General features: G+C 64.0%; 23 protein-coding genes. 12 read left to right on the top strand and 11 right to left on the bottom strand.

All coding sequences use genetic code 11. The features are described 5' to 3' along the window. Positions 1-40 precede the first annotated feature (40 nt). The gene (locus tag JFU57_RS01380) at positions 41-328 is read left to right on the top strand and encodes a hypothetical protein (protein ID WP_201127778.1); all 288 of its coding nucleotides are present in this window, start codon (positions 41-43) and stop codon (positions 326-328) included. A 69-nt stretch (positions 329-397) separates the two neighbouring features. On the opposite strand, the gene JFU57_RS01385 is transcribed toward JFU57_RS01380, so the two are convergent. The 3 genes from JFU57_RS01385 to JFU57_RS01395 form a co-directional block, all read right to left on the bottom strand. Further along, complete coding sequence (locus JFU57_RS01385; protein ID WP_201127780.1) at positions 398-1,264, bottom strand: hypothetical protein; 867 nt, start codon at positions 1,262-1,264, stop codon at positions 398-400. Between the two features lie 72 nt (positions 1,265-1,336). Then, a complete protein-coding gene (locus JFU57_RS01390) occupies positions 1,337-1,921 on the bottom strand; it encodes a hypothetical protein (protein ID WP_020298425.1) in 585 nt (194 codons plus the stop codon). Between the two features lie 203 nt (positions 1,922-2,124). Then, entirely contained in the window at positions 2,125-4,185 is a 2,061-nt protein-coding gene (locus JFU57_RS01395) for a c-type cytochrome (protein ID WP_078472356.1), read from the bottom strand. Between the two features lie 298 nt (positions 4,186-4,483). On the opposite strand from JFU57_RS01395, the gene JFU57_RS01400 reads away from it, so the two are divergent. The 3 genes from JFU57_RS01400 to JFU57_RS01410 are packed head-to-tail and all read left to right on the top strand — an operon-like array spanning position 4,484 to position 6,355. Beyond that, on the top strand, positions 4,484-5,059 hold the full coding sequence (locus JFU57_RS01400; protein ID WP_078472357.1) for a DUF1444 family protein: 576 nt from the start codon (positions 4,484-4,486) through the stop codon (positions 5,057-5,059). Then, positions 5,040-5,543: a hypothetical protein gene (locus tag JFU57_RS01405; protein WP_201127782.1), complete on the top strand. Its 504-nt coding sequence runs from the start codon at positions 5,040-5,042 to the stop codon at positions 5,541-5,543. The genes JFU57_RS01400 and JFU57_RS01405 overlap by 20 nt, the downstream gene beginning before the upstream one ends. 56 nt (positions 5,544-5,599) lie before the next feature. Continuing rightward, on the top strand, positions 5,600-6,355 hold the full coding sequence (locus JFU57_RS01410) for a hypothetical protein (RefSeq protein ID WP_201127785.1): 756 nt from the start codon (positions 5,600-5,602) through the stop codon (positions 6,353-6,355). Between the two features lie 35 nt (positions 6,356-6,390). Here the strand turns inward: JFU57_RS01410 and vapC are convergent, their stop codons facing one another. Both vapC and vapB read right to left on the bottom strand, forming a co-directional pair. Further along, on the bottom strand, positions 6,391-6,789 hold the full coding sequence (gene vapC, locus JFU57_RS01415) for a type II toxin-antitoxin system tRNA(fMet)-specific endonuclease VapC (protein ID WP_020298420.1): 399 nt from the start codon (positions 6,787-6,789) through the stop codon (positions 6,391-6,393). Beyond that, complete coding sequence (vapB, locus tag JFU57_RS01420) at positions 6,789-7,019, bottom strand: type II toxin-antitoxin system VapB family antitoxin (RefSeq protein WP_043229907.1); 231 nt, start codon at positions 7,017-7,019, stop codon at positions 6,789-6,791. Before vapB ends, vapC begins: the two co-directional genes overlap by 1 nt. A 194-nt stretch (positions 7,020-7,213) precedes the next feature. Here vapB and JFU57_RS01425 point away from each other — a divergent pair, with 194 nt between their 5' ends. After that, positions 7,214-7,798 carry a DedA family protein gene (locus JFU57_RS01425; RefSeq protein ID WP_201127787.1) on the top strand — a complete coding sequence of 195 codons (585 nt, stop codon included), beginning with the start codon at positions 7,214-7,216 and terminating at the stop codon, positions 7,796-7,798. A 53-nt stretch (positions 7,799-7,851) separates the two neighbouring features. On the opposite strand, the gene JFU57_RS01430 is transcribed toward JFU57_RS01425, so the two are convergent. Further along, positions 7,852-8,880 carry an amino acid ABC transporter substrate-binding protein gene (locus JFU57_RS01430; RefSeq protein ID WP_201127789.1) on the bottom strand — a complete coding sequence of 343 codons (1,029 nt, stop codon included), beginning with the start codon at positions 8,878-8,880 and terminating at the stop codon, positions 7,852-7,854. A 261-nt stretch (positions 8,881-9,141) separates the two neighbouring features. Here JFU57_RS01430 and JFU57_RS01435 point away from each other — a divergent pair, with 261 nt between their 5' ends. Next, positions 9,142-10,050 carry a LysR substrate-binding domain-containing protein gene (locus JFU57_RS01435; protein ID WP_201132065.1) on the top strand — a complete coding sequence of 303 codons (909 nt, stop codon included), beginning with the start codon at positions 9,142-9,144 and terminating at the stop codon, positions 10,048-10,050. Positions 10,051-10,133: 83 nt separating this feature from the next. Further along, entirely contained in the window at positions 10,134-11,384 is a 1,251-nt protein-coding gene (locus tag JFU57_RS01440) for a 2-aminoadipate transaminase (RefSeq protein WP_201127791.1), read from the top strand. A gap of 1 nt (position 11,385) precedes the next feature. On the opposite strand, the gene JFU57_RS01445 is transcribed toward JFU57_RS01440, so the two are convergent. Beyond that, positions 11,386-11,835: a DUF3592 domain-containing protein gene (locus JFU57_RS01445; protein WP_201127792.1), complete on the bottom strand. Its 450-nt coding sequence runs from the start codon at positions 11,833-11,835 to the stop codon at positions 11,386-11,388. A gap of 233 nt (positions 11,836-12,068) precedes the next feature. Here JFU57_RS01445 and JFU57_RS01450 point away from each other — a divergent pair, with 233 nt between their 5' ends. Together JFU57_RS01450 and JFU57_RS01455 are read left to right on the top strand one after the other, a co-directional pair. Further along, a complete protein-coding gene (locus JFU57_RS01450; protein WP_201127793.1) occupies positions 12,069-12,464 on the top strand; it encodes a GNAT family N-acetyltransferase in 396 nt (131 codons plus the stop codon). A gap of 38 nt (positions 12,465-12,502) precedes the next feature. Further along, complete coding sequence (locus JFU57_RS01455) at positions 12,503-13,132, top strand: SMI1/KNR4 family protein (protein WP_201127794.1); 630 nt, start codon at positions 12,503-12,505, stop codon at positions 13,130-13,132. Between the two features lie 7 nt (positions 13,133-13,139). Here JFU57_RS01455 and JFU57_RS01460 read toward each other — a convergent pair whose 3' ends face one another. Continuing rightward, entirely contained in the window at positions 13,140-13,505 is a 366-nt protein-coding gene (locus tag JFU57_RS01460; protein WP_201127795.1) for a hypothetical protein, read from the bottom strand. A gap of 64 nt (positions 13,506-13,569) precedes the next feature. On the opposite strand from JFU57_RS01460, the gene JFU57_RS01465 reads away from it, so the two are divergent. Continuing rightward, positions 13,570-13,977, top strand: a complete 408-nt coding sequence (locus JFU57_RS01465; RefSeq protein WP_201127796.1) for a GFA family protein — start codon at positions 13,570-13,572, stop codon at positions 13,975-13,977. A 14-nt stretch (positions 13,978-13,991) separates the two neighbouring features. Here the strand turns inward: JFU57_RS01465 and msrA are convergent, their stop codons facing one another. The 3 genes from msrA to msrB are packed head-to-tail and all read right to left on the bottom strand — an operon-like array spanning position 13,992 to position 17,094. Then, entirely contained in the window at positions 13,992-14,693 is a 702-nt protein-coding gene (msrA, locus tag JFU57_RS01470) for a peptide-methionine (S)-S-oxide reductase MsrA (RefSeq protein WP_201127798.1), read from the bottom strand. Between the two features lie 33 nt (positions 14,694-14,726). After that, on the bottom strand, positions 14,727-16,532 hold the full coding sequence (locus JFU57_RS01475; RefSeq protein WP_201127800.1) for a cytochrome c biogenesis protein DipZ: 1,806 nt from the start codon (positions 16,530-16,532) through the stop codon (positions 14,727-14,729). A gap of 43 nt (positions 16,533-16,575) precedes the next feature. After that, a complete protein-coding gene (gene msrB, locus JFU57_RS01480) occupies positions 16,576-17,094 on the bottom strand; it encodes a peptide-methionine (R)-S-oxide reductase MsrB (RefSeq protein ID WP_078472370.1) in 519 nt (172 codons plus the stop codon). 155 nt (positions 17,095-17,249) lie between these two features. Here msrB and JFU57_RS01485 point away from each other — a divergent pair, with 155 nt between their 5' ends. Together JFU57_RS01485 and JFU57_RS01490 are read left to right on the top strand one after the other, a co-directional pair. Further along, positions 17,250-17,966 (top strand): response regulator transcription factor, encoded by a 717-nt coding sequence (locus JFU57_RS01485; protein WP_078472371.1) that lies wholly within the window; start codon positions 17,250-17,252, stop codon positions 17,964-17,966. After that, positions 17,963-19,465 carry a sensor histidine kinase gene (locus JFU57_RS01490; RefSeq protein ID WP_201127802.1) on the top strand — a complete coding sequence of 501 codons (1,503 nt, stop codon included), beginning with the start codon at positions 17,963-17,965 and terminating at the stop codon, positions 19,463-19,465. Before JFU57_RS01485 ends, JFU57_RS01490 begins: the two co-directional genes overlap by 4 nt. Positions 19,466-19,557: the final 92 nt, after the last annotated feature.

Genomic DNA, 19,557 nt, shown 5'->3' on the forward strand with positions numbered 1-19,557 from the left:
AAAACGCCTTCGCCCCTGACCCTTGCGAGCCCCGCTGCTGATGAAAATCCTCTTCACCACCCTGGCCCTGCTGTTGCTCGGGGTACTGTTCACCGGCACCTACCAGACCATGGAGGACGGCTACGCCGAAACCCGGTTCTTCATCAAGAAGTCGCCGACCCTGCGTATCCGCTTCGAGAATATTTTTGCCTACGAGGCAGACGACAAGTCCCTGGTCGAACTCGACCACGAGCAACGTCAGCAGGTGATCGATTACTGCCGTTATCGCCTGGGCATCGTCACTCAGTTGCAGAACCAGGAGCAGCTGGAGCGGTGCAAGGCGCGATAAGGCTCAATCACGCCTCGACTCTCCAGTCGCAACGCCGGACATCCGCTGCGGCGCGGATGTCGGAGTGAATCAGCCCGCGCGGTGCACTGGCTTTATCGCAGTCAAAAACTCATTGACCACTTTCAGAACCCACTCTTTGGCCTTTTGAGTATTGGCCAACTGCGCTTTGTCTGCGTCCTCGACAAAGCCTGGGATATGTTCGGGAGCAAGTTTGACGATAAAAGCGGCGGCATCATCGGCGGCAGATTTCTTATTGAACTCGTGCTCCAAACGCGCCATGGAAGCCGCGAATATTGAACTCTTCATCAGTTGCTGACTGCGCTCCGTCAGTTCAGCGATGTTGTTCGACTGATTGATGATCAGGAATATATCGAAGGCATCCCGCAAGCGCTTTCCAAAACCAACCGAGCGTCCCTTGGACGAAAGAAAGCCGGCTTCGGTGGCGAACGGCACCTTCAGAAAGGTTTCCGTTCCATCCATGGCCAGCCCCGATATCACCTGATACCTGGCTTCTTTTTCAGTGAAGATCACATCCGTGCCCGGGGTCGCGATGGACTCATAACGCCCCCACTGCATAATCAGGTCGGCTGAATCATCCGCATATTTCCTGTGCAGAAAATCCACATGAAAAATCATCGGTTCATTGTTGACCACCAGCTTTCTGTACACCTGGAACGCGTTCTTTGGCGCCCGCATATACCCCGAGTCCTTAACCATTGAGTCCAGAGCCCGAATAACATGCTCTTTGCTCAGCGCGGCATTCAGAATGATGTCGACGTCATACGTGCCCGTATGACGAATGGGCTTGGCGTTGAACAGGTAAGGGATCCAGCCGCCAATCACCGCATAGTCGATGGTTTCACGATTGAGCAACCCGGCCACTTCCAACAGCATGGCCTGCGCTGCTTCCTGTTCGCTTGCAAAGCTATACGTCATGTTCACTCCATCCTTATTGAATAGGGGTTGTTGCTGCGGGGGCTGGCACCAGGCGCGGATCTGCTCACTGCATCAAGGCCGGGCATCGGCGCTGCAATAGTCGGCTTTTTCCAGCTTCACTTCGTCCGGCAGGGCATTGCCCTGGCCGTCGATCTTGCGCAGCAGCGCCAGGCATTGCTGCTGGGTGTCATGGATAAACACCAACTGATAATTGACCCCGGCTTCGGGGGTGAAGCGCACCGACTGCGCGCAGCTGTAGATCAAGTCGCTGTTGCTGGGGCGCTCGGTGTTGCTGAACATCAGGGCGAACGGCCGGTTGGCGGGTATTTTCAGCTCGTTGGCGCCGAAGTCGTCGCTGCGCCGCAGGCGGTCGGCCTCGGCGCTCATGGGCATGCCCAGGGAGCGGAAGTTGGGGTTGGGGCGATTGCCGTGGGGACGGACCATCAACCCCGAGTCGGGCTTGCGCCAGTCGATGCAGTCGCTGCTGGGCACGCCGCGAACAATGCCTTTGGCGATGATGCGGATTTGCGCAGTGGGCCCGCTGCCTTCCGGCAAGCGATAGCTGACGGTGGTGGCCTTGAGAGTCGACAGGCGGGTACAGCCACCCAGGCCCAGGCCCAACGCCAGACAGAGCAACAACAGGGATGTGGGTTTCATCGTTCGTCCTTGAGCATGGCGGACGGCTGCCAGGGGGTGGCAGCCATTGAAAAAGATCGGCAATCCTACCTCAGGGCCACAGGCCGCTGAAGAGTTTTTACCAGGGCACCGATTGCCGGCGCCTGCTCTTTCTTTCGCCAAAGGCGCGGACGGCGCTGCCTGTCAGGCAGACGCCGGCACGGGGTGACACGCGGTGAGCGCAATCAGTAACGCGCATCCACCGGCTTTTTATCCTTGGGCCAATCCTTGACCTTGTCCGGGAAGTCGGGACGCGGCTGGTGGGAGAAGTATTCGGCCACGTCCAGCGCTTCCTGGTCGCTCAGGCCGCCCTGGCCCAGGGGGAATTTTTCATGGAAGCCGATGGGCATGTTGCGTTTGACAAAGGCCGCGGCGGTGTTGGTGCGAGCCATGCCGGCGCCGATATTGAACGACTGCTCGCCCCACAGCGGCGGGAAGATCAGGCTGCCGTCGGCGCGTTTCAGGCCTTCACCGTCGGCGCCATGGCACACCGCGCACTGTTTGGCGTAGACCTGCTGGCCGTGCTCCGGGTTGGGGGTCAGCGACGGGTCGATCTTGCCGACACCGCGCCCGGCCACTTTGTCTTCGGGCTTGGTGTTGTTTTTCATCCAGTCGAAGTAGGCCACCATCGCCTGCATGTCCGTGCCCTGCACCGGCAGCGGCTTGCCGTTCATCGAGCGACGGAAGCAACCGTTGATGCGCTCTTCCAGGGTGATGGTCTTGCCGGCCCGCGGCGCATAGCCAGGGAAGAACGCCGAAACTCCGACAAAGGGCGAGCCGTCGGCCACGGTGCCGGCGTTGAGGTGGCAGCTGGTGCAGTTCAGGGAGTTGCCGACGTTGTCCGGCAACAGCGCCTTGGTTTCCAGGTGCAGGCGCATGCCACGCACCACTTGCTCGGCGTTGGGTGCGGCCAGCAGATTGGCCAGGCGCGGGGTTTCGAACAAGGTGCTTTCAACCGTCGGGCTGAGCTGGGCACGCATGGCCTTGACCTGCGCGGGGCTGATGGCCGAGCCGGTGTTGCCCCAACTGCTGCGGACAAAACTGAGGATCTCGGCAATCTCTTCATCCGCCAGCTGGGCAAAGCCCGGCATGGTGTAGACCCGTGGGTGGGCCGCGGTTTGCGCGGTCTGCCAGCCGGTCAGGGTGATGTGCAGCAGCGAGGTCGGGTTGGCCGAGGCGATGCTCGGGTTACCCGCCAGCGCCGGGAACATCTGCGGCACGCCGCCACCGTCCTGGCGATGGCAGTCGGAGCAGAACTGCGCATAACCCAGGCCGCCACGCGAACTGAACAGGTTGCTCGGTGGCGCGGCCGGGGTCAGTGGCTGGGACGGCATCGGCAGGTCGTCTTTGCCAGCCGGCAGGGACTTGAGGTAGGCGGCGATCGCCGTCAGGTCTGCATCGGAAATATGCTGGGTGCTGTGGTTGATCACATCGGCCATGTTGCCGGCCACGGTGGCGAAGCGGTTCTGCCCGGTTTTCAACAGTTGCACCGTGTCTTCCACGGTCCACAGGTTCCGCAGGCTGAGGGCGCGCCACTCTTCCACGGTCTCGCCGGCCAGGTAATGCTCGCCGCCGGACTCGTTGTCGCTCATGGCCTTCTCCTGGAAGGCGATGCCGCGCGGCGTATGGCAGGAGCCGCAGTGGCCCAGGCCCTGGACCAGATAGGCGCCACGGTTGAGCTGGGCGTCTTTTTTCGGGTCAGCTTCGAACTCTTTGTTGTCGACAAACACCAGGTTCCAGAACCACAGGCCCCAGCGCTGGTTGAAGGGGAAGCCCATGTCGGCTTCGAGGTTGGCTTGCGCCACCGGCGCCACGCCGTCCATCAGGTAGGCGAAGAGCGCACGCATGTCCTCTTCGGTCATCTTGGCGTAGGACGGATATGGCATCGCCGGGTACAAATGGCTGCCGTTGGGGGTCACGCCTTCGCGCATGGCGCGGTCGAACTGCTCGAAGCTGTAGCGGCCGATGCCGGTGTCCGGGTCGGGGGTGATATTGCTCGAGTAGATGGTGCCCATGGGGGTTTTCAGTTCCAGGCCACCGGCCATGATCGCCCCGCCCTTGGCGGTGTGGCAGGCGATGCAGTCACCCAGTTGCGCCACATACAGGCCGCGCTCGACCAGGGTTGGTTCAGCAGGGGGGGTGGTCTGGACGGTAGCAGGTGCCGGTATCGGCTCATTGCCTTGGACGGAGTGAACGCAGAGCAACGCCGCGCCAAGAATGGCCAAGCGTGACAGAGAGAAAGCCATCAGGTTATTCCTTTAAGAACTGCCTGGAGTGGTCTCCTCGGCAGTTATCGGCATCTATTTTTATGGGTATCACCGGGCACGTGTCCACACGGACCGGGGCGCACAACCTCACGGAGTTGCGCATAAAAGTGTTTTACAGGCATTTCTCTGATGGCAGTTTGATATGGATCAGCTGCCGTGCACCTGGGGTGAAAAAAGCGCCGTTCGTGGCTCCAGCGCAGCACTTGCATTCCGCAACGGCGGCGCCCGCGTTACCCTGGCGCTCGCCGTCCGATCATCGTCGTGAACAGGGAGCCGTATGCCGACCAGTGCTGAAGCGTTTTGCCAACGGGCCATTGCCTACCTCAAGGTCCAGGCGCCCGCCTCGGACGTGATCGAACTGACGCTGTCTCCCGCCGACAGCCCAATCCTCCAGCCTTTTGCCCAGGACCTGCTGGTGGCGTACCTGGTGGATGAAGGCGAGTCATTTGCCTATGTGCAGCAACGGCACCTGGATCAGGCCGGCATCAGCCCACAGGCACTGCACCTGATCGGCCTGCGCAACCTCGCGGCCCTGGCCGAGGAACGGGCTGACGTCCGGGCCCACGGCGAGCTGTTTGCGGTGCTGCTGGACGGCCATTTTGAGGCCAGCCTGCTCCTGCTGGATGAATTCTGGTCGCAGTGGTACGCCCAACTGCTGCCCAACGGCGCCATCGCCGCCCTGCCGGCGCGGGATGTGCTGGCCTTTACCGACGCCGCCAACACCACCGGCATCGCGCAACTGCATCAACTGTGCGAACGCCTGCAGGGCGACATCAGCCACCCCCTGACCTCGACCCTGTATCGCCGAAACCACTTCACCTGGGAGGCGCTGCATGAAACCGCCGATCTGTGACCTGTGCCACAACGACTTTCGCTGCGAGTACGGTCATCGCGGCACAGGCGGCGGCGCGGTGTCATTCGCCGACTTTCGCGCGTTGCCCGAGGGCGCCGCGGGCCAGGCGCACGGCTTGGAGTGGTTTTGCGACGAACACCTGGCCAGCGCCCAGGCCCTGACCCATCTGCCCCATGCAGTGGCCATGGAGCAATTGCGGGCCGAGCATGGCCCCTTCCCCGAGTACCCGCCGTTGCCCGCCCTGGACCCTGCGCTGTGGGTCATCGATGTCGGGCTCCAGCCAGCGAAAGTGTTCAGCCTGCTGCGCCAGGCGACGCGGCTCAGCCCGCAGGAAGCCAAACAGCGATTGGCCGAAGGCGTGTTCCAGGTGCTGGACGCCTGGCCGGCAGCGCTCGAGGTTTGGCAGCAGGCATTGGTCGAAGCGGGGGCAACGGTCGAGATTCGTTACCCGTCGTCGCGTAATATCCAGCTGTTTTGCCGTTGAGTTGGGCACGCTGAGCCCGCGCGAAATCACCTCAACCTTCAGGAACAGGATGCGCCTTGGACATTGCCCGGTTGTTGAAAAAGCGCCAGTTGAACGTGCAGGAGCAAAACGCCCTCGCCGCCCATGCCCTGACGACGTGCGCCTTGCACTGGCGCCAACAGGGCCTGCCGCCGGCGCTGCGTGAGGCCGGCGCCGCCCGGGGCGTCGACTGGGCGCGCAGCATCCTGCTCCGTCTGGAACTGGACTTCCCCGGCATGCCCGGCCTGTGCGGCGAGCTGATCGACCAGAACGGGCGCTTTATCGAGTTCGAACTGGAAAGCCAGCCGCCGCATGAGCAATTGCTGAGCGTGGAACAGTGGCAAGACATCACCCAGCAGCAGGACTTCGCCCGCCATGCCAAAGGCATCGGCATGGGCCGAGGCGCCATTGCCCGGGAGGTCTGGCGCACGCTGGTTCCAGGTGCCCTGCGCAACCGTTACAAGGCGGCGTTTGTGCTGGCGCTGGGCAGCACAAAATCCCTGGGCGACAGTGGCTGGGAGTTTGCCCCACCGCTGCCCATCGATCCCCGTGTGGCGCAGCACTTGCTGCAGCGCCTGCACTTGCAGGCCAAGGAGAGCTACCTGGGGATTGACGCGTTCGAGGGCGAGGACATGCAAGCCTCGGTGATCCATGACGAGGCTTGGGGCATCGCCGAGATTGCCTTCAAGACCTACAGTGAAGCCGCCCTGGAAGCCGTGACCCACGCCTGGCACAGCGAGCCTACGGGCAGTACCGAACTGTTTGTGCCGTCGCGGGAAGCCGAGGCGGATTGAAACAGGTGGTCAGCGCCTGGCTAGTAGCCGACGCATCAGACCCAGTCTTCCACGCGCAACCCAGGAACCCGTTGGAACTCACGCAGATTATTGGTCACTAGAATCAGCCCCTGGGAGCGCGCATGACCTGCAATCAGTTGATCGTAAGGACCGATAGGCTGACCCAGCCTGGCCAGTTCTGCGCGAAGCTGACCGGTATGAATCGCCGCCTCGTCGTCATAGTCCAGCACATCAAGCCGCGCAGAAAATCCCTCGACCACATTCAGATTTTTCTCAGGGGCCGCTGACTTCTCGGCACCGTAAATCAGTTCCATCAAGGTCACTGAGCTGATGCACAGGCGACCATGCTGCCGGCTGAACGCCTCACGAACCTGCTGCGGTTTGTTTTTGATGGTGAAGATACAAATGTTGGTATCAAGCATGTACTTGAGCATCAGAAGGACTCACGTATCTGTTCGGCAGGCTGATCCCTGTCACTCATGAAATCATCGCTGACGCTATCTTCATCAAACCAACTGTCCCAAGACTCGCCGGCTGGGGTAATAATTCGACTGCGTCCAATGCTGACAATATCCACCCGAGTAACATCCTCCGGCAGAGCTGCCGCCTTGGGCATGCGTATCGCCTGACTGCGGTTACTTTTAAATACCGACCCTTGTTCCATAAACACTCCGAGGGATATATCTAAGGTATATCCAGTGTAGATATCGCAATGTATATGTCAAAGACATATCCCAAAATAAACGACCTCGGACTCTTCACTCCCACGTCGACCCTGGCCAAAAAACCGGGAACTTCCCCCACCGCCAACCACTCACTTTTCTGACCATCGCTGATTGACCACAAGGCCTGTCCCTCATGTTTGAACACCTCGACCTCAACGCCCTCCTCGCCACATACGGTTACTGGGTGGTGTTTATCGGTTGCCTGCTGGAGGGCGAAACGGTGTTGATTCTGGGCGGCATGGCGGCGCACCAGCAGGTGCTGAAACTGTGGCCGGTGATTGCCTGGGCCAGTGTCGGCGGGATGCTGGGGGACCAGATGCTGTTCTGGAGCGGGCGCTACTTCGGCGCGCGCCTGTTGCCCAAGCTCAAGCGGCACCAGGCGGCGATCGAGCGGGTCCAGGGCTTGATCGAGCGCTACCCCTCGACCTCGGTGTTTGCGGTGCGATTCCTGTACGGCATGCGTCTGGTCGGGCCGATGGTGATCGGCGCCAGCCGGCTGTCACCGTGGCGCTTCACCCTGTTGAACATGCTCGGCGCTGCGGTCTGGGCCACGCTGTTCGTCACGGCCGGGTACTGGGCCGGTGAGGCGCTGGAACATTTTCTGGGCAATCTCAAACCCTATCGTTTGCCCATCTTTATCGGGGTGGTGCTGCTGTTTGTCGCCGCGGCGCTGATTCGCCACCGGCGGGCCAAGGCCAAGGCTCGGCAGGCGGCCTGAGCCTGGCACCACGGCGCACCCGACCGCCTGGGCGGACGGGCACGCACCGGACCTCAGCGCACCGGCGGTGCGTACTGAATCCCGCCGTTGTTCCACAGCGCATTGAGCCCGCGCTTGATTTTCAGGCGGCTGCCCTGCCCCACGTTGCGCTCGAAGACTTCGCTGTAGTTACCCACCTGTTTGACGATCTGCACCACCCAGTCGCGGGGCAGTTTCAGGTCCTTGCCGTACTCGCCATCAGCCCCCAGCAAGCGGGCGACGTCCGGGTTCTGGGTGGACGTGGCCTGGGCTTCGACGTTGGCCGAGGTGATGCCCATTTCCTCGGCGTTGAGCATGGCGAACAGGGTCCACTTGACGATGCTGAACCACTCAGCGTCGCCGCGCCGGACCAGGGGGCCGAGGGGTTCCTTGGAGATGATTTCCGGGAGCACGATAAAGTCGTCCGGGGTGGCCATTTTCAGGCGCTGGGCATAGAGCCCGGACTGGTCGGTGGTCAGCACGTCGCAGCGCCCGGCCTCCAGGCCCTTGGCGCTTTCATCGGCGGTGTCGAAAGTGATGGGGGTGAATTTCAGGCCGTTGGCGCGAAAGTAATCGGCCACGTTGAGCTCGGTGGTGGTTCCGGCCTGCAGGCACACGGTGGCGCCATCCAGTTCCTTGGCGCTGGTGACCCCCAACTTGTTGTTGATCAGGAAACCGATGCCGTCGTAGTAGGTCACGCCAGTGAATACCAGGCCCATGCCGGCATCCCGCGAGCTGCTCCAGGTGGTGTTGCGCGAAAGAACGTCGATCTCGCCGGCCTGCAACGCGGTGAAACGCTCCTTGGCCGTGAGCTGGCTGAACTTCACTTTCGAGGCATCGCCAAACACGGCGGCAGCCACGGCGTGGCACACGTCGACGTCGAGACCGACCATCTTGCCCTGGGCATCCGGCACGCCGAACCCCGGCAGGCCGTCACTGACGCCGCACTGGATAAAACCTTTCTTGTGGATGCCGTCGAGGGTCGCCCCCGCCTGGGCGGTGGCCGTGGCGCCGAGCAAGGCGGCAGCGGCGAACAATGCGAGGGTGGATTTAACTGGGTTCATGCAACATCTCCATTTTTCTTCTTGTTCGGCACGTAAGTCCTGAGCCGGGTAGGTTCACCGGCCGCAACGGCGCTGTGGCTCGTCGCGTGCCCGCAAGCGCGCAAGGGTGGTGCGGTGCTCATCCTTCAAACCGGATAAGGCTTGAAATCTTCGAGGCCGGCCAGTATTAGTCGGTTGCCGCCGGTTGAACAAACGATGTTTCGGCAACAGCCCGTTCCGCCCCGGAATGAACTCCCGCCCCCCGCACCAGGACAGCCTGTGATTTCCAAACGCCTGACCCCCTCCATGACAGCCCTGCAATGCTTCGAAGCCGCCGCCCGCCACCTGAGTTTCACCCGCGCCGCCGAGGAGCTGCACCTGACTCAGAGCGCGGTGAGCAAGCAGGTGGCGCAACTCGAGGAGATGCTCTGCCAGAACCTGTTCGAGCGGGTACGCCAGCGTCTGTTCCTGACCCCGGCCGGTTCGCTGTACCTGGCCGAGGTGCACAAGATCCTGACCCAGGTCGACATTTCCAGCCGCTACATCCAGACCTATGGCGGCGAAACCGAAGTGCTGCGGATCGCCACCCAGCCGACCTTCGGCGACCGCTGGCTGGTGCCCAGGCTCAAGCATTTCGCCCTGCGCCACCCACGCATTCACCTGGAGATCCGCAACGAGCTGGAGCCCTTCGATGTGTTGCAGGCCAAGGCCGATATCGCCTTTTTCTACGGCCAGGGATCGTGGCCGGGAGCGACCTGCATCGAACTGTTTCGCGAAGCCGTGGTGCCGGTGTGCGCCCCGGACTTTGTCGCCGAGCACAGTTCGCCATCGGCGCAGCACACCCTGCTGCAATGCACCTCACGCCCCGAGGCCTGGCACCAATGGTTCCTGGCCCAGGGCCTGCATTCGCAGAACAGCTATCACGGGCCGCGCTTCGACACTTTTTACATGTGCATCCGCGCGGCCCAATGCGGTTATGGCGTAGCGCTGATCCCGCGGTACCTGGTGGCCGACGAACTGGCCCAGGGCACCCTGGTGATTCCCTGGGACTACCCCTTGCCCAGCAGCGGCGCGCACTTTGTCGCCCACGCCGAACACACCGCGCAGATCCCCAAGGTCAAGGCCTTCCTCGACTGGATAGTCGAAGACGTGGCGCGGGATGCGGCCACACATTCGGAAATTTCATACTGACCCGGCGACTTTATTTCGTTTGCGGCAAGCACCGGCTGTTGGCTTAGATAGCGCCACGTTCCAGGCAACCAGAGCCCCTCAGCATGAGCAGCGAGACCATCAGCCGTTCGATTTCCATCGTCCATCCGATCCTTCTCAGCCACGGCAAAAATGCCGAGGTCTGGGATGGCGACGGCAAGCGCTACATCGATTTTGTCGGCGGCATTGGCGTGCTCAACCTGGGGCACTGCAACCCGCGGGTAGTGGCGGCGATCCGGGAGCAGGCAGGCAAACTCACCCATTACGCGTTCAACGCCGCCCCCCACGGTCCCTACATCGACTTTATGCAGCGCCTGGCAGACTTTATCCCCGTGGGTTACCCGGTCAGCGGCATGCTCACCAACAGCGGTGCGGAAGCGGCGGAGAACGCCCTGAAAATCGTGCGCGGCGCCACTGGGCGCACGGCGATGATCGCTTTCGACGGCGGCTTCCACGGCCGCACCCTGGCCACCCTCAACCTCAACGGCAAGGTCGCGCCCTACAAGCAGAAGGTTGGGGTGCTGCCGGGCCCGGTGTATCACCTGCCCTTCCCCAGCAAGGACAACGGCGTCAGCTGCGCCGAGGCCCTCAAGGCCATGGAGCGGCTGTTCAGCGTGGAAATCGATGTGGCCGACGTCGCCTGTTTCATCGTCGAGCCGGTCCAGGGCGAAGGCGGCTTCCTGGCCCTGGATGCGGAATTCGCCCGGGCCTTGCGACGCTTCTGCGACCAGCATGGGATTGTGTTGATCGTCGATGAAATCCAGTCCGGATTCGGCCGCACCGGGCAGCGTTTCGCCTTCTCGCGCCTGGGCATCGAGCCGGACCTGATCCTCCTCGGCAAAAGCATTGGTGGTGGCATGCCCCTGGGGGCGGTGGTCGGGCGCCGCGAGCTGCTGGACAACCTGCCCAAGGGCGGCCTGGGCGGCACCTACTCCGGCAACCCACTGGCCTGCGCGGCGGCCCTGGCCACTCTGGACGAGATGAGCGATGAACGCCTGCAACTATGGGGTGAGCGCCAGGAGCAGGCGATTGTCGAGCGCTACCAGCGCTGGCAGGCGCAGAAAATTTCGCCTTACCTGGGACGCCTGACCGGGGTCGGCGCCATGCGCGGTATCGAGTTGGTCACCCCTCAGGGCGCACCGGCGCCCGAGCAACTGAGCGCGCTGCTGGCCAGCGCCCGCGAGGCCGGCCTGCTGTTGATGCCCAGCGGCAAGGCGCGGCACATCATTCGCTTGCTGGCGCCCTTGACCATCGAGCCCGAAGTGCTCGAAGAAGGGTTGGATATCCTTGAGGCCTGCCTCGCCGGCCTGGCGTAGGTCAGAGGCCCTTGAGCAGGCTGCCCCGTGTGACGCGCCGGGGCTTGCGCCTGATCAGCCCCGGCACGCCGCAGATCACAAACAGCAGGCCCAGGCCACCGATCACAACCGGCGTGGCCCACAGGGCCCAGGGGTCATCGATGATCGCGCTATTGGCCGGACGCTCGGGGGAATACAGGACCCGCACCGGCTGGCCGATCTGGTAACCGAAGATAAAACCGCCCTGGGGGCAGGAAATTTTCTCGCCAGCGATGCTGGTGAAGTCGATCTGCGGGTGCGCGCCGCCCGCGTTCAGTTCGCTGACCAGGCCCTGGGCCACTTTCGCCTCGGAGACAAAGTCATAACGGTCGCTGGCGACCTTGCCGGCGATCAACAGCAGGCCGGCGCCGATCAGGGTGATCAACAGGCTGGAGAACATCCCGCCGGAGCGCGAGTGAGGGGCGTAAGCCATAAGCGGTCTCGATACTCATCCGTTGAAGAGGCGGCCACCATAGCAGAACCCTACGGGGTGAAAAACCGCCCGGGCCACCCGCCACAAGCGGGTGCCATGCAGCAATTGGGCTGCGGGCCTGGCCGGAAGTTCCACCGTCTTCAGCCGCCGATAAAGCCGCAGTTCACAGAACAGGCCTCCCCCGCTAAGGTGGGCCGCTGACGTTAGGCAAGGCCGTGGCCAGGAGTAAACACATGCAAATCCACCCGATCCTCCCTGAGGAAATCGAAACCGTACGGCTGTTTCTCGGGGCCAATGGCTGGGGCCACCGCATCGGGTCGCCCTCGCACTTTGCGCAATTGATCGCCCACTCCCAGCACACTGCCGTGGCGTTCAAGGATGGACAGGTGGTCGGTTTTGCCCGTGGCATCAGCGACGGTCTGTCCAATGGTTACCTGTCGATGGTGGTGGTCGCCAGCGAACACCGGGGCCAAGGCATCGGCCGTGGGCTGGTGCAGCAGATCATGGGCGACGACCCGCAGATCACCTGGGTATTGCGCGCCGGCCGTCCCGGTGCCGAAGCGTTCTTCGAAAAACTGGGGTTTGCCCGCTCGAACATCGCCATGGAACGCCCGCGACATCCTGCATAATCCCTGCCCCACCCACCGCCACCGCGCAAGGAAGCCCCATGTCCGACCTCGATAACACCTCCGACACCTGGCCACCTGCCGATTGCCCGGCCTTGGCATGGCCGGCGCTGCTCGATCCGCAGGCGCGCCTGGCCTGGTATCAGGCCGTGATCAAGGCTTACGCCGCCCTGTGGGAGGGCCATGTCTCGGCCCCCACCCTGACACCGGTCGCTGAAGGCGCCATCCAGGCGCTGGAGCAGCAACTGGGCTGCGCCCTGCCCGCGCCCCTGCGTCAGTACCACCTGCAACTGGGGGCGCTGTCCCTGGCCGAAACCCTGTGCAGCGTGCAGCACGGCCCGGTGTGCATCCAGCCGCTGCTGGCGGCCTATCCCGGCATCACCGATATCTATGAAGACAACCTGGACCTGCCGCTGGTCGAGGCCCTGGTCGCGTTTGGGGATTACCTGGGCAACGGCAATATGTTCTGTTTCCACCGCCAGGACGGGGCGGTCTACTACTTTGACCATGACACCGAGCCGGCCCTGACGCGGTTTTTCGATTCAACCCAGGACTACCTCGACGCCCTGATGCTGCGCTGCCTGGCTGAGGTCCATGACGACGATGACACCGGCGAAGCGCTGCTCGGTGCCCGCTATGGCGAGAGCCTGGTGCGCAAGTGGCTCTACTGATCAAGGCTCAATCGGTGGCCTTGTCCACCGCCAGGCCGATCAGCACCAGGGGCAACAGGGCAATCACGAACACCGTGGTCCAGGCGCCGATGTAGGCATCGTCGAACTTGTCGCCCAGGCTGCGTTTCGCCTTGGGCGCCTCGGCGCGTTCCAGCTTGGCGTCCAGGCCATAGGTGTAACTCCCGGCCGGTTCACCGCGCGGGGCCTGGCAGGCATCACTGCTCAGGCTGGCATAGCGATCACCGACATTGCGCGCCCGCCCAGGGACGAAGCAATGATCGAAAGGCTGGTGGCGATACAGAGCGTGCGGTTCATGACTCGTTCCTTGAGTGCGGGTTGACCTGGAGCCGGGCTCGGGGAGAGTAAGGTACACCGGGTGGCAAACGCCATATGATGTGCGCCGTCACTGTTATCAGCCCTGCGAGCCTATGAACCCAATGTCCGAGCTTCCCTGCTACGACGGCAGCTGCCTGTGCGGCGCCGTGCGCTATCGCCTGCACCAGGCGATCAAGGCGGTCAGCCACTGCCACTGTGGCCAGTGCCGCAAATCCCACGGCGCCGCCTTTGCCTCCTACGGCAGCGTGCGGCGCGCGGCCCTTGAATGGCTCGGCGGCCAGGACCAGCTGCGCGCCTATCGCTCATCACCGACGGTGCTTCGCGAATTCTGCGGGGTGTGCGGTTCAAGCCTGTTCTGGTCGAACAGCGCCGGCGACTTCCCGGACTGGGTCTCGGTGGCCCTGGGGACCCTCGACAGCGAGTTAGTAGCAGGGCGCCAGCAGCATATCCACGTCGACTCCAAAGCCTGCTGGCTGGACATCACCGACACCTGGCCGCAAATACCCTAGCGGCCAGCGACGGGTCAGGAACCGCCTTTGACCAGCACTGGCTGCTCCTGGTAGCGCTGCGGGTACAGCTGTTTCAGGTGGGCAACCTTGGGCAGGTCGTTGACCACGATATAGGGGTACGCCGGATGCTCAGTGAGGAAGTCCTGATGGTAGTCCTCGGCTGGGTAGAAGCCTTTGTCGTGCTCCAGCCGGGTGACGATGGGCTTGCCGAACACATGGGCCGCGTCGAGCTGGGCGATATAGGCCTGGGCCACCCGTTGTTGCTCAGGGCTTTGCACAAACAGCGCCGATCGGTACTGCGTGCCGCTGTCCGGGCCCTGGCGGTCGAGTTCGGTGGGGTCGTGAGCCACTGAAAAGTAAATCTGCAACAGGCTGCCGTAGCTGACCTGGGTCGGGTCGAAGGTCACCTGCACCGATTCGGCATGCCCGGTATCACCGTCGCTGACCCGTTCGTACCGGGCGGTATCGGCCGCGCCCCCGGCATAACCCGAAACCGCGCGCTGCACCCCTTTCACATGCTGGAATACCCCCTGCACGCCCCAGAAACAGCCCCCGGCAAAGACTGCGGTTTCGCTGTGGGCCTGGGTGCTTTCATCCAGGGCCGGGGCCGCGATGACCACCGGTTCTTCACTGCGGCCAAAGGAAAAAGCCCAACACTGGCCGACTACCCCGACCATGGCCAGGCCCAGTAACAAGCGTTTGAAAGAGGTGTGCATGGCGCATGACTCCTGACAGAAAGGTACGGCGGCTCAACCGAAAGTGAAGGCGTAGGCCGAGACACCCGGGTCGAGAAATTCAATGCTGAAAGTGCGATCGCCCACCGCACCCGGCTGGCGCAGCAGTTGGTACAAACGCTGTTCGGTGACGCTGCCGCTGCCATCCGGGGCGACGTCGACACCGTGGGCCGCGCCCGGGGCCTGGCCATCGATCGTCACCTTGAAGCGCACCGGCTTGCCGTCGGCGCCCGGGCCGAGCACCAGGTGCAGGTCACGGGCATGGAAGCGATAGACAATCCCCGCCCCGGAGGCCGAAGCCACCGCGCGTTCGGCGCCCACTTGCCACTGGCCGTTCAGGCCCCAGTCGTTCAGGGTCAGGCTGGCGGGGGCCTGGTAGGCCGCCACCGTGTCGGGAGCCAGGCTCGCCTCGGGCACAAAATGCTCGGAGCGTTGATAGCCGACGTAGGTTTCCGGCGAAGCCACCGTGCTCATGTCGGGTGCCTGCTGCACGCCCCGGGCATCGGCCTGGATCAGGCCGCCGCTGACGTTGCCGTTGCCGGCTTCACGCAACAGCTGCTGGATCACCCGTTCCGACTCGGCATAGTCGCCCTCGCCGAAGTGGTGATAGCGGATCCGCCCCTGGGCGTCGGCAAAGTAGTGGGCCGGCCAGTATTCATTGTTGAACGCGCGCCAGATCCGGTAATCGTTGTCGATCGCCACCGGGTAGGTGATGCCGAGGTTTTTCATGGCTTTGGTGACGTTGCCGACATCGCGTTCGAAGGCGAACTCCGGCGCGTGCACGCCAATCACCACCAGCCCCTGGTCGCGGTATTTCTCGGCCCAGGCTTTGACATACGGCAGGGTCCGCAGGCAGTTGATGCAGGAGTAGGTCCAGAAATCCACCAGCACCACTTTGCCCTTCAAGGCTTGCGCATCCAGGGGCGGCGAGTTCAGCCATTGCACCGCACCGTCGAGCGCCGGCAACTGGCCCTCGATGGGCAGCGCGGGATCCTTGGCGGTCGCTTTCATCGCGCCACCGGCGGCCATCATGCTGCCGCCGCCAGCGTCCCTGGGTGGCAGGTTTTGCGCCATCATCGCCCCGCCGCCGTTCGCCGATTTGCCCGCCAGGCGCCCAACCAGTGCCTGCTCCAGGCTGCCGGTGGAGGCCGTGGAGACTTGCGCCAGAATCCCGGTGTCCAGGCCCAGGGCGATGGCCGCAACCCCGACCAGCATCGCGGCGCCCAGGCCGCGGCGCAGCCATTCACCGGCGCCGATCGTGCGCTTCATCGCGGCGTAGACCTTGCCGCCCAGCAACAGGGCCACGGCCAACGAGGTGGCGGCACCGGCCGCATAGGCCAGCAGTAACAGGCTGGTGCCCAGGTTCGCCCCCTGCAGGGCCGCGCCGGTCAGCAGCAAGCCGAGAATCGGCCCCGCACACGGCGCCCAGAGCAGGCCTGTGGCAACACCAATCAGCAACGACGCCCCAGGCCGTGGCCGGGCATCGTTGCCCGCGGCTTGCGACAGCCGGCTGCCGGCTGCCACCAGGGGCCGGGTCAAGCGTTCGGCCAAGTGCGGCAGCAGCAGCGTCAGCCCGAACAGCGCAACGCACAGCAATGCGAGCCAACGCCCGTACTGATTGACGTGCACCACCCAACTCCCGCCCACCGCCGCCAGGGTGGCGACCAGGGCGAATGTCAGGGCCATCCCCACCAGCAGCGGCAGGCCACTGCGCACAAACGGCTGCCCGGTGCGGGCGAAGACAAAGGGCAATACCGGCAGAATGCACGGGCTGACGATAGTCAGCACACCGCCGAGATAAGCGAGAAGTAGCAGCCACATGGCGACGACCTTTTTTCAGTGAGTAGAAGAATGTGTCCCGGGTTCACGCCGCGTGCGGCGCGAAATTCATTGCCACGCCGTTCATGCAGTAACGCAGGCCCGTGGGCCGCGGGCCGTCGTCGAAGACGTGCCCCAGGTGCCCGCCGCAGCGTCGGCAATGCACTTCGTTGCGCTGCATGCCGAAGCTTCGGTCGCTGCGGGTCGCCACGGCCTGCTCCAGGGGCGCCCAGAAGCTCGGCCAGCCGGTGCGGCTGTCGAACTTGGTGCGGGAAGAGAACAGCTCCAGGGCGCAGCCGGCACACCTGAAGGTGCCGTCACGGTGTTCGTCATTCAGCGGGCTGCTGTAGGCGCGCTCGGTGCCCTCCTCGCGCAGCACCTGGTACTGCTCGGCGCTGAGCAGGGTGCGCCATTCGCTGTCGCTGTGGCTGACCTCGAACACCTCATCCGCCCGGGCCTCGCTGATCAGCACCGGGCTGCCGACCAACCGGGGCAGGACCCCAATGGCCAGGGCCGCTGCACCGAGGCTGCCACCTACCCGCAGAAACTGTCGCCGTGAAAACATGAGCCTCTCCCGAAAAATCACCGTGGTTCGCGTTCAACACAGCCTAGGCTTGAGGTGGTCGCCAAATCCTCACGCACAGTTAAACAATTCGTGATAACTCGAGGCGCGCAAACCCCGCACAATAAGCGCCTTACGCAGCGAGGCCCGGAGTACCGATGGAACAGCCCAAACGCGTCCTGGTGGTCGAGGACGACACCCACATCGCCGACCTGATCGTCTTGCACCTGCGTGACGAGCAGTTCGAGGTGGTGCACAGCGCCGACGGCAATCAGGGCCTGCGCCTGCTGGAACAAGGCGGCTGGGATGCGTTGATCCTCGACCTGATGCTGCCCGGGGTCGACGGCCTGGAAATCTGCCGCCGCGCCCGCGCCATGACCCGCTACACCCCGATCATCATCACCAGCGCCCGCGCCAGCGAAATGCACCGCATCCTCGGCCTGGAGCTGGGGGCCGACGACTACCTGGCCAAGCCGTTTTCCATGCTCGAGCTGGTGGCGCGGGTCAAGGCCCTGCTGCGCCGGGTCGATGCCATGGCGCGCAACCTGAAGATGGACGCCGGCAGTCTGGCCCTGGACGGCTTGGCCATCGACCCGCTGACCCGCGACGTGGCGCTCGACGGCCGACGCCTGGACCTGACGCCGCGCGAGTTCGACCTGCTGTACTTTTTCGCGCGCCAGCCGGGCAAGGTGTTCTCGCGCATGGACCTGCTCAACGCAGTGTGGGGCTACAGCCATGATGGCTACGAGCACACGGTCAATACCCATATCAACCGGCTGCGGGCGAAGATCGAAAGCGACCCGGCGCAACCGACGCGCATCCTCACGGTGTGGGGGCGCGGCTATAAATTCGCCGCGAGCCAGGAGCCCGCATGAAACTGACCCTGACCCAGCGCCTGTCCCTGGTCTTCGCCCTGCTGTTGCTGGTGTGCTGCGGCACCTCGGCATGGCTCCAGGTGCGCGCCAACCAGATGCATGAGCTGGAGGTGGTGCAGGGCCTGTCCCGCGACCTGGCCCAGCACATCGCCCGCGACACACAGTTGATGGATGCCAACGGCCTGATGCCCGGTGCCCTGCGCGAGCTGTTCAGCCAGTTGATGCTGGTCAACCCCAGTGTCGAGGTGTACCTGCTCGACCCCACGGGACGGATCGTCGGCAATGCCGCCCCCGAGGGCCGCCTGCGCCGGGAACAGGTGGACCTGGCACCGGTACAGCGCCTGCTGGAGGGCGCGGCGCTGCCGATTCTGGGCGATGACCCGCGCAGCCTCGATGGGCGCAAGGTGTTCAGCGCCGCCCCGCTGAAGGTCAACGGCCAGCCGGCCGGCTACCTGTACGTGGTGCTGCTGAGCGAAGAGCACGACCGCTTCGCCGAACGCGGCGCCACCAGCGCAGCCTTGAACATCGCCTTATGGTCGATCGGCCTGGTGGCCCTGCTGTGCCTGATCGCCGGGCTGGCGGCCTTTGCCCTGATCACCCGACCGTTGCGCAAGCTGACTGACACCGTCAGCCAGTTCGACATCGATGGCGCCCCCAGCGCCCCGGCCACGGACACGCCCCCACCGCTGCCCGCCGAGGGCCGCGATGAAATCGCCGTGCTCGACGCCACCTTCCGCCACATGCAGAGCCGTCTCAGCGAGCAGTGGCGCTCCCTCACCCGCCAGGACCAGGAGCGGCGCGAGCTGGTGGCCAATATTTCCCATGACCTGCGCACGCCCCTGGCGTCGCTGCACGGCTACCTCGAAACCCTGCAACTGAAGGACGCCAGCCTGGCCCCCGAAGAACGCCGGCGCTACCTGGGCATCGCCCTCGACCAGAGCCGCAAGGTCGGTGGCCTGGCGCAGTCGCTGCTGGAGCTGGTGCGACTGGAGCACGGCTTTGTGCAGCCGGTGCTCGAACGCTTCCCCCTGACCGACCTGGTACAGGACATCTTCCAGAAGTTCGAACTCAGCGCCGAGGCGCGCCATGTGCAGCTCAAGGCCAGCTTCGCGCCCAACGTCGGCGCGGTCTGCGCCGACCTCGGCCTGATCGAGCGGGTGCTGACCAACCTCTTCGACAACGCCCTGCGCCATACGCCGGAAGGCGGCGAGATCGAGATCGGCCTGGTGCCCCAGGGGCCGATGGTGGAGGTGACCCTCAGCGACAGCGGCCCGGGCATCGCCGCCGACCTGCGCGAAGGGCTGTTTCTGCGCCCCTTTACCATCGGTGGGGCACGTCGCGATGGCGGCCTGGGCCTGCGCATCGTGCACCGCATCCTGCAATTGCACGGCCTGGAAATCCGCCTGATCGACCTGCCCGGGCGTGGCGCCAGCTTTCGCTTCAGCTTGCCGGTGGACCTCGCCACGGCGCAGCACAAGGCCACGCGGGCGCAAGGCTGAACCCGGCAACCACGAGGGCTTTTCGGCGGGCAAAAAAAAGCCGGCAGTCCCCCCAGCGAGGACTCCCGGCAAAAGCGCCTGACATCAGTCGG

The organism is Pseudomonas sp. TH07, assembly GCF_016651285.1.
In the GTDB taxonomy this organism is placed as follows: Bacteria; Pseudomonadota; Gammaproteobacteria; order Pseudomonadales; family Pseudomonadaceae; genus Aquipseudomonas.

Coding starts and splice junctions, on each gene's coding strand:
- JFU57_RS01380 (WP_201127778.1), top strand. CDS start 41: ATGAAAATCCTCTTCACCACCCTGGCCCTGCTGTTGCTCGGGGTACTG.
- JFU57_RS01385 (WP_201127780.1), bottom strand. CDS start 1,264: ATGACGTATAGCTTTGCAAGCGAACAGGAAGCAGCGCAGGCCATGCTG.
- JFU57_RS01390 (WP_020298425.1), bottom strand. CDS start 1,921: ATGAAACCCACATCCCTGTTGTTGCTCTGTCTGGCGTTGGGCCTGGGC.
- JFU57_RS01395 (WP_078472356.1), bottom strand. CDS start 4,185: ATGGCTTTCTCTCTGTCACGCTTGGCCATTCTTGGCGCGGCGTTGCTC.
- JFU57_RS01400 (WP_078472357.1), top strand. CDS start 4,484: ATGCCGACCAGTGCTGAAGCGTTTTGCCAACGGGCCATTGCCTACCTC.
- JFU57_RS01405 (WP_201127782.1), top strand. CDS start 5,040: ATGAAACCGCCGATCTGTGACCTGTGCCACAACGACTTTCGCTGCGAG.
- vapC (WP_020298420.1), bottom strand. CDS start 6,789: ATGCTCAAGTACATGCTTGATACCAACATTTGTATCTTCACCATCAAA.
- vapB (WP_043229907.1), bottom strand. CDS start 7,019: ATGGAACAAGGGTCGGTATTTAAAAGTAACCGCAGTCAGGCGATACGC.
- JFU57_RS01425 (WP_201127787.1), top strand. CDS start 7,214: ATGTTTGAACACCTCGACCTCAACGCCCTCCTCGCCACATACGGTTAC.
- JFU57_RS01430 (WP_201127789.1), bottom strand. CDS start 8,880: ATGAACCCAGTTAAATCCACCCTCGCATTGTTCGCCGCTGCCGCCTTG.
- JFU57_RS01440 (WP_201127791.1), top strand. CDS start 10,134: ATGAGCAGCGAGACCATCAGCCGTTCGATTTCCATCGTCCATCCGATC.
- JFU57_RS01445 (WP_201127792.1), bottom strand. CDS start 11,835: ATGGCTTACGCCCCTCACTCGCGCTCCGGCGGGATGTTCTCCAGCCTG.
- JFU57_RS01450 (WP_201127793.1), top strand. CDS start 12,069: ATGCAAATCCACCCGATCCTCCCTGAGGAAATCGAAACCGTACGGCTG.
- JFU57_RS01455 (WP_201127794.1), top strand. CDS start 12,503: ATGTCCGACCTCGATAACACCTCCGACACCTGGCCACCTGCCGATTGC.
- JFU57_RS01465 (WP_201127796.1), top strand. CDS start 13,570: ATGTCCGAGCTTCCCTGCTACGACGGCAGCTGCCTGTGCGGCGCCGTG.
- msrA (WP_201127798.1), bottom strand. CDS start 14,693: ATGCACACCTCTTTCAAACGCTTGTTACTGGGCCTGGCCATGGTCGGG.
- JFU57_RS01475 (WP_201127800.1), bottom strand. CDS start 16,532: ATGTGGCTGCTACTTCTCGCTTATCTCGGCGGTGTGCTGACTATCGTC.
- msrB (WP_078472370.1), bottom strand. CDS start 17,094: ATGTTTTCACGGCGACAGTTTCTGCGGGTAGGTGGCAGCCTCGGTGCA.
- JFU57_RS01485 (WP_078472371.1), top strand. CDS start 17,250: ATGGAACAGCCCAAACGCGTCCTGGTGGTCGAGGACGACACCCACATC.
- JFU57_RS01490 (WP_201127802.1), top strand. CDS start 17,963: ATGAAACTGACCCTGACCCAGCGCCTGTCCCTGGTCTTCGCCCTGCTG.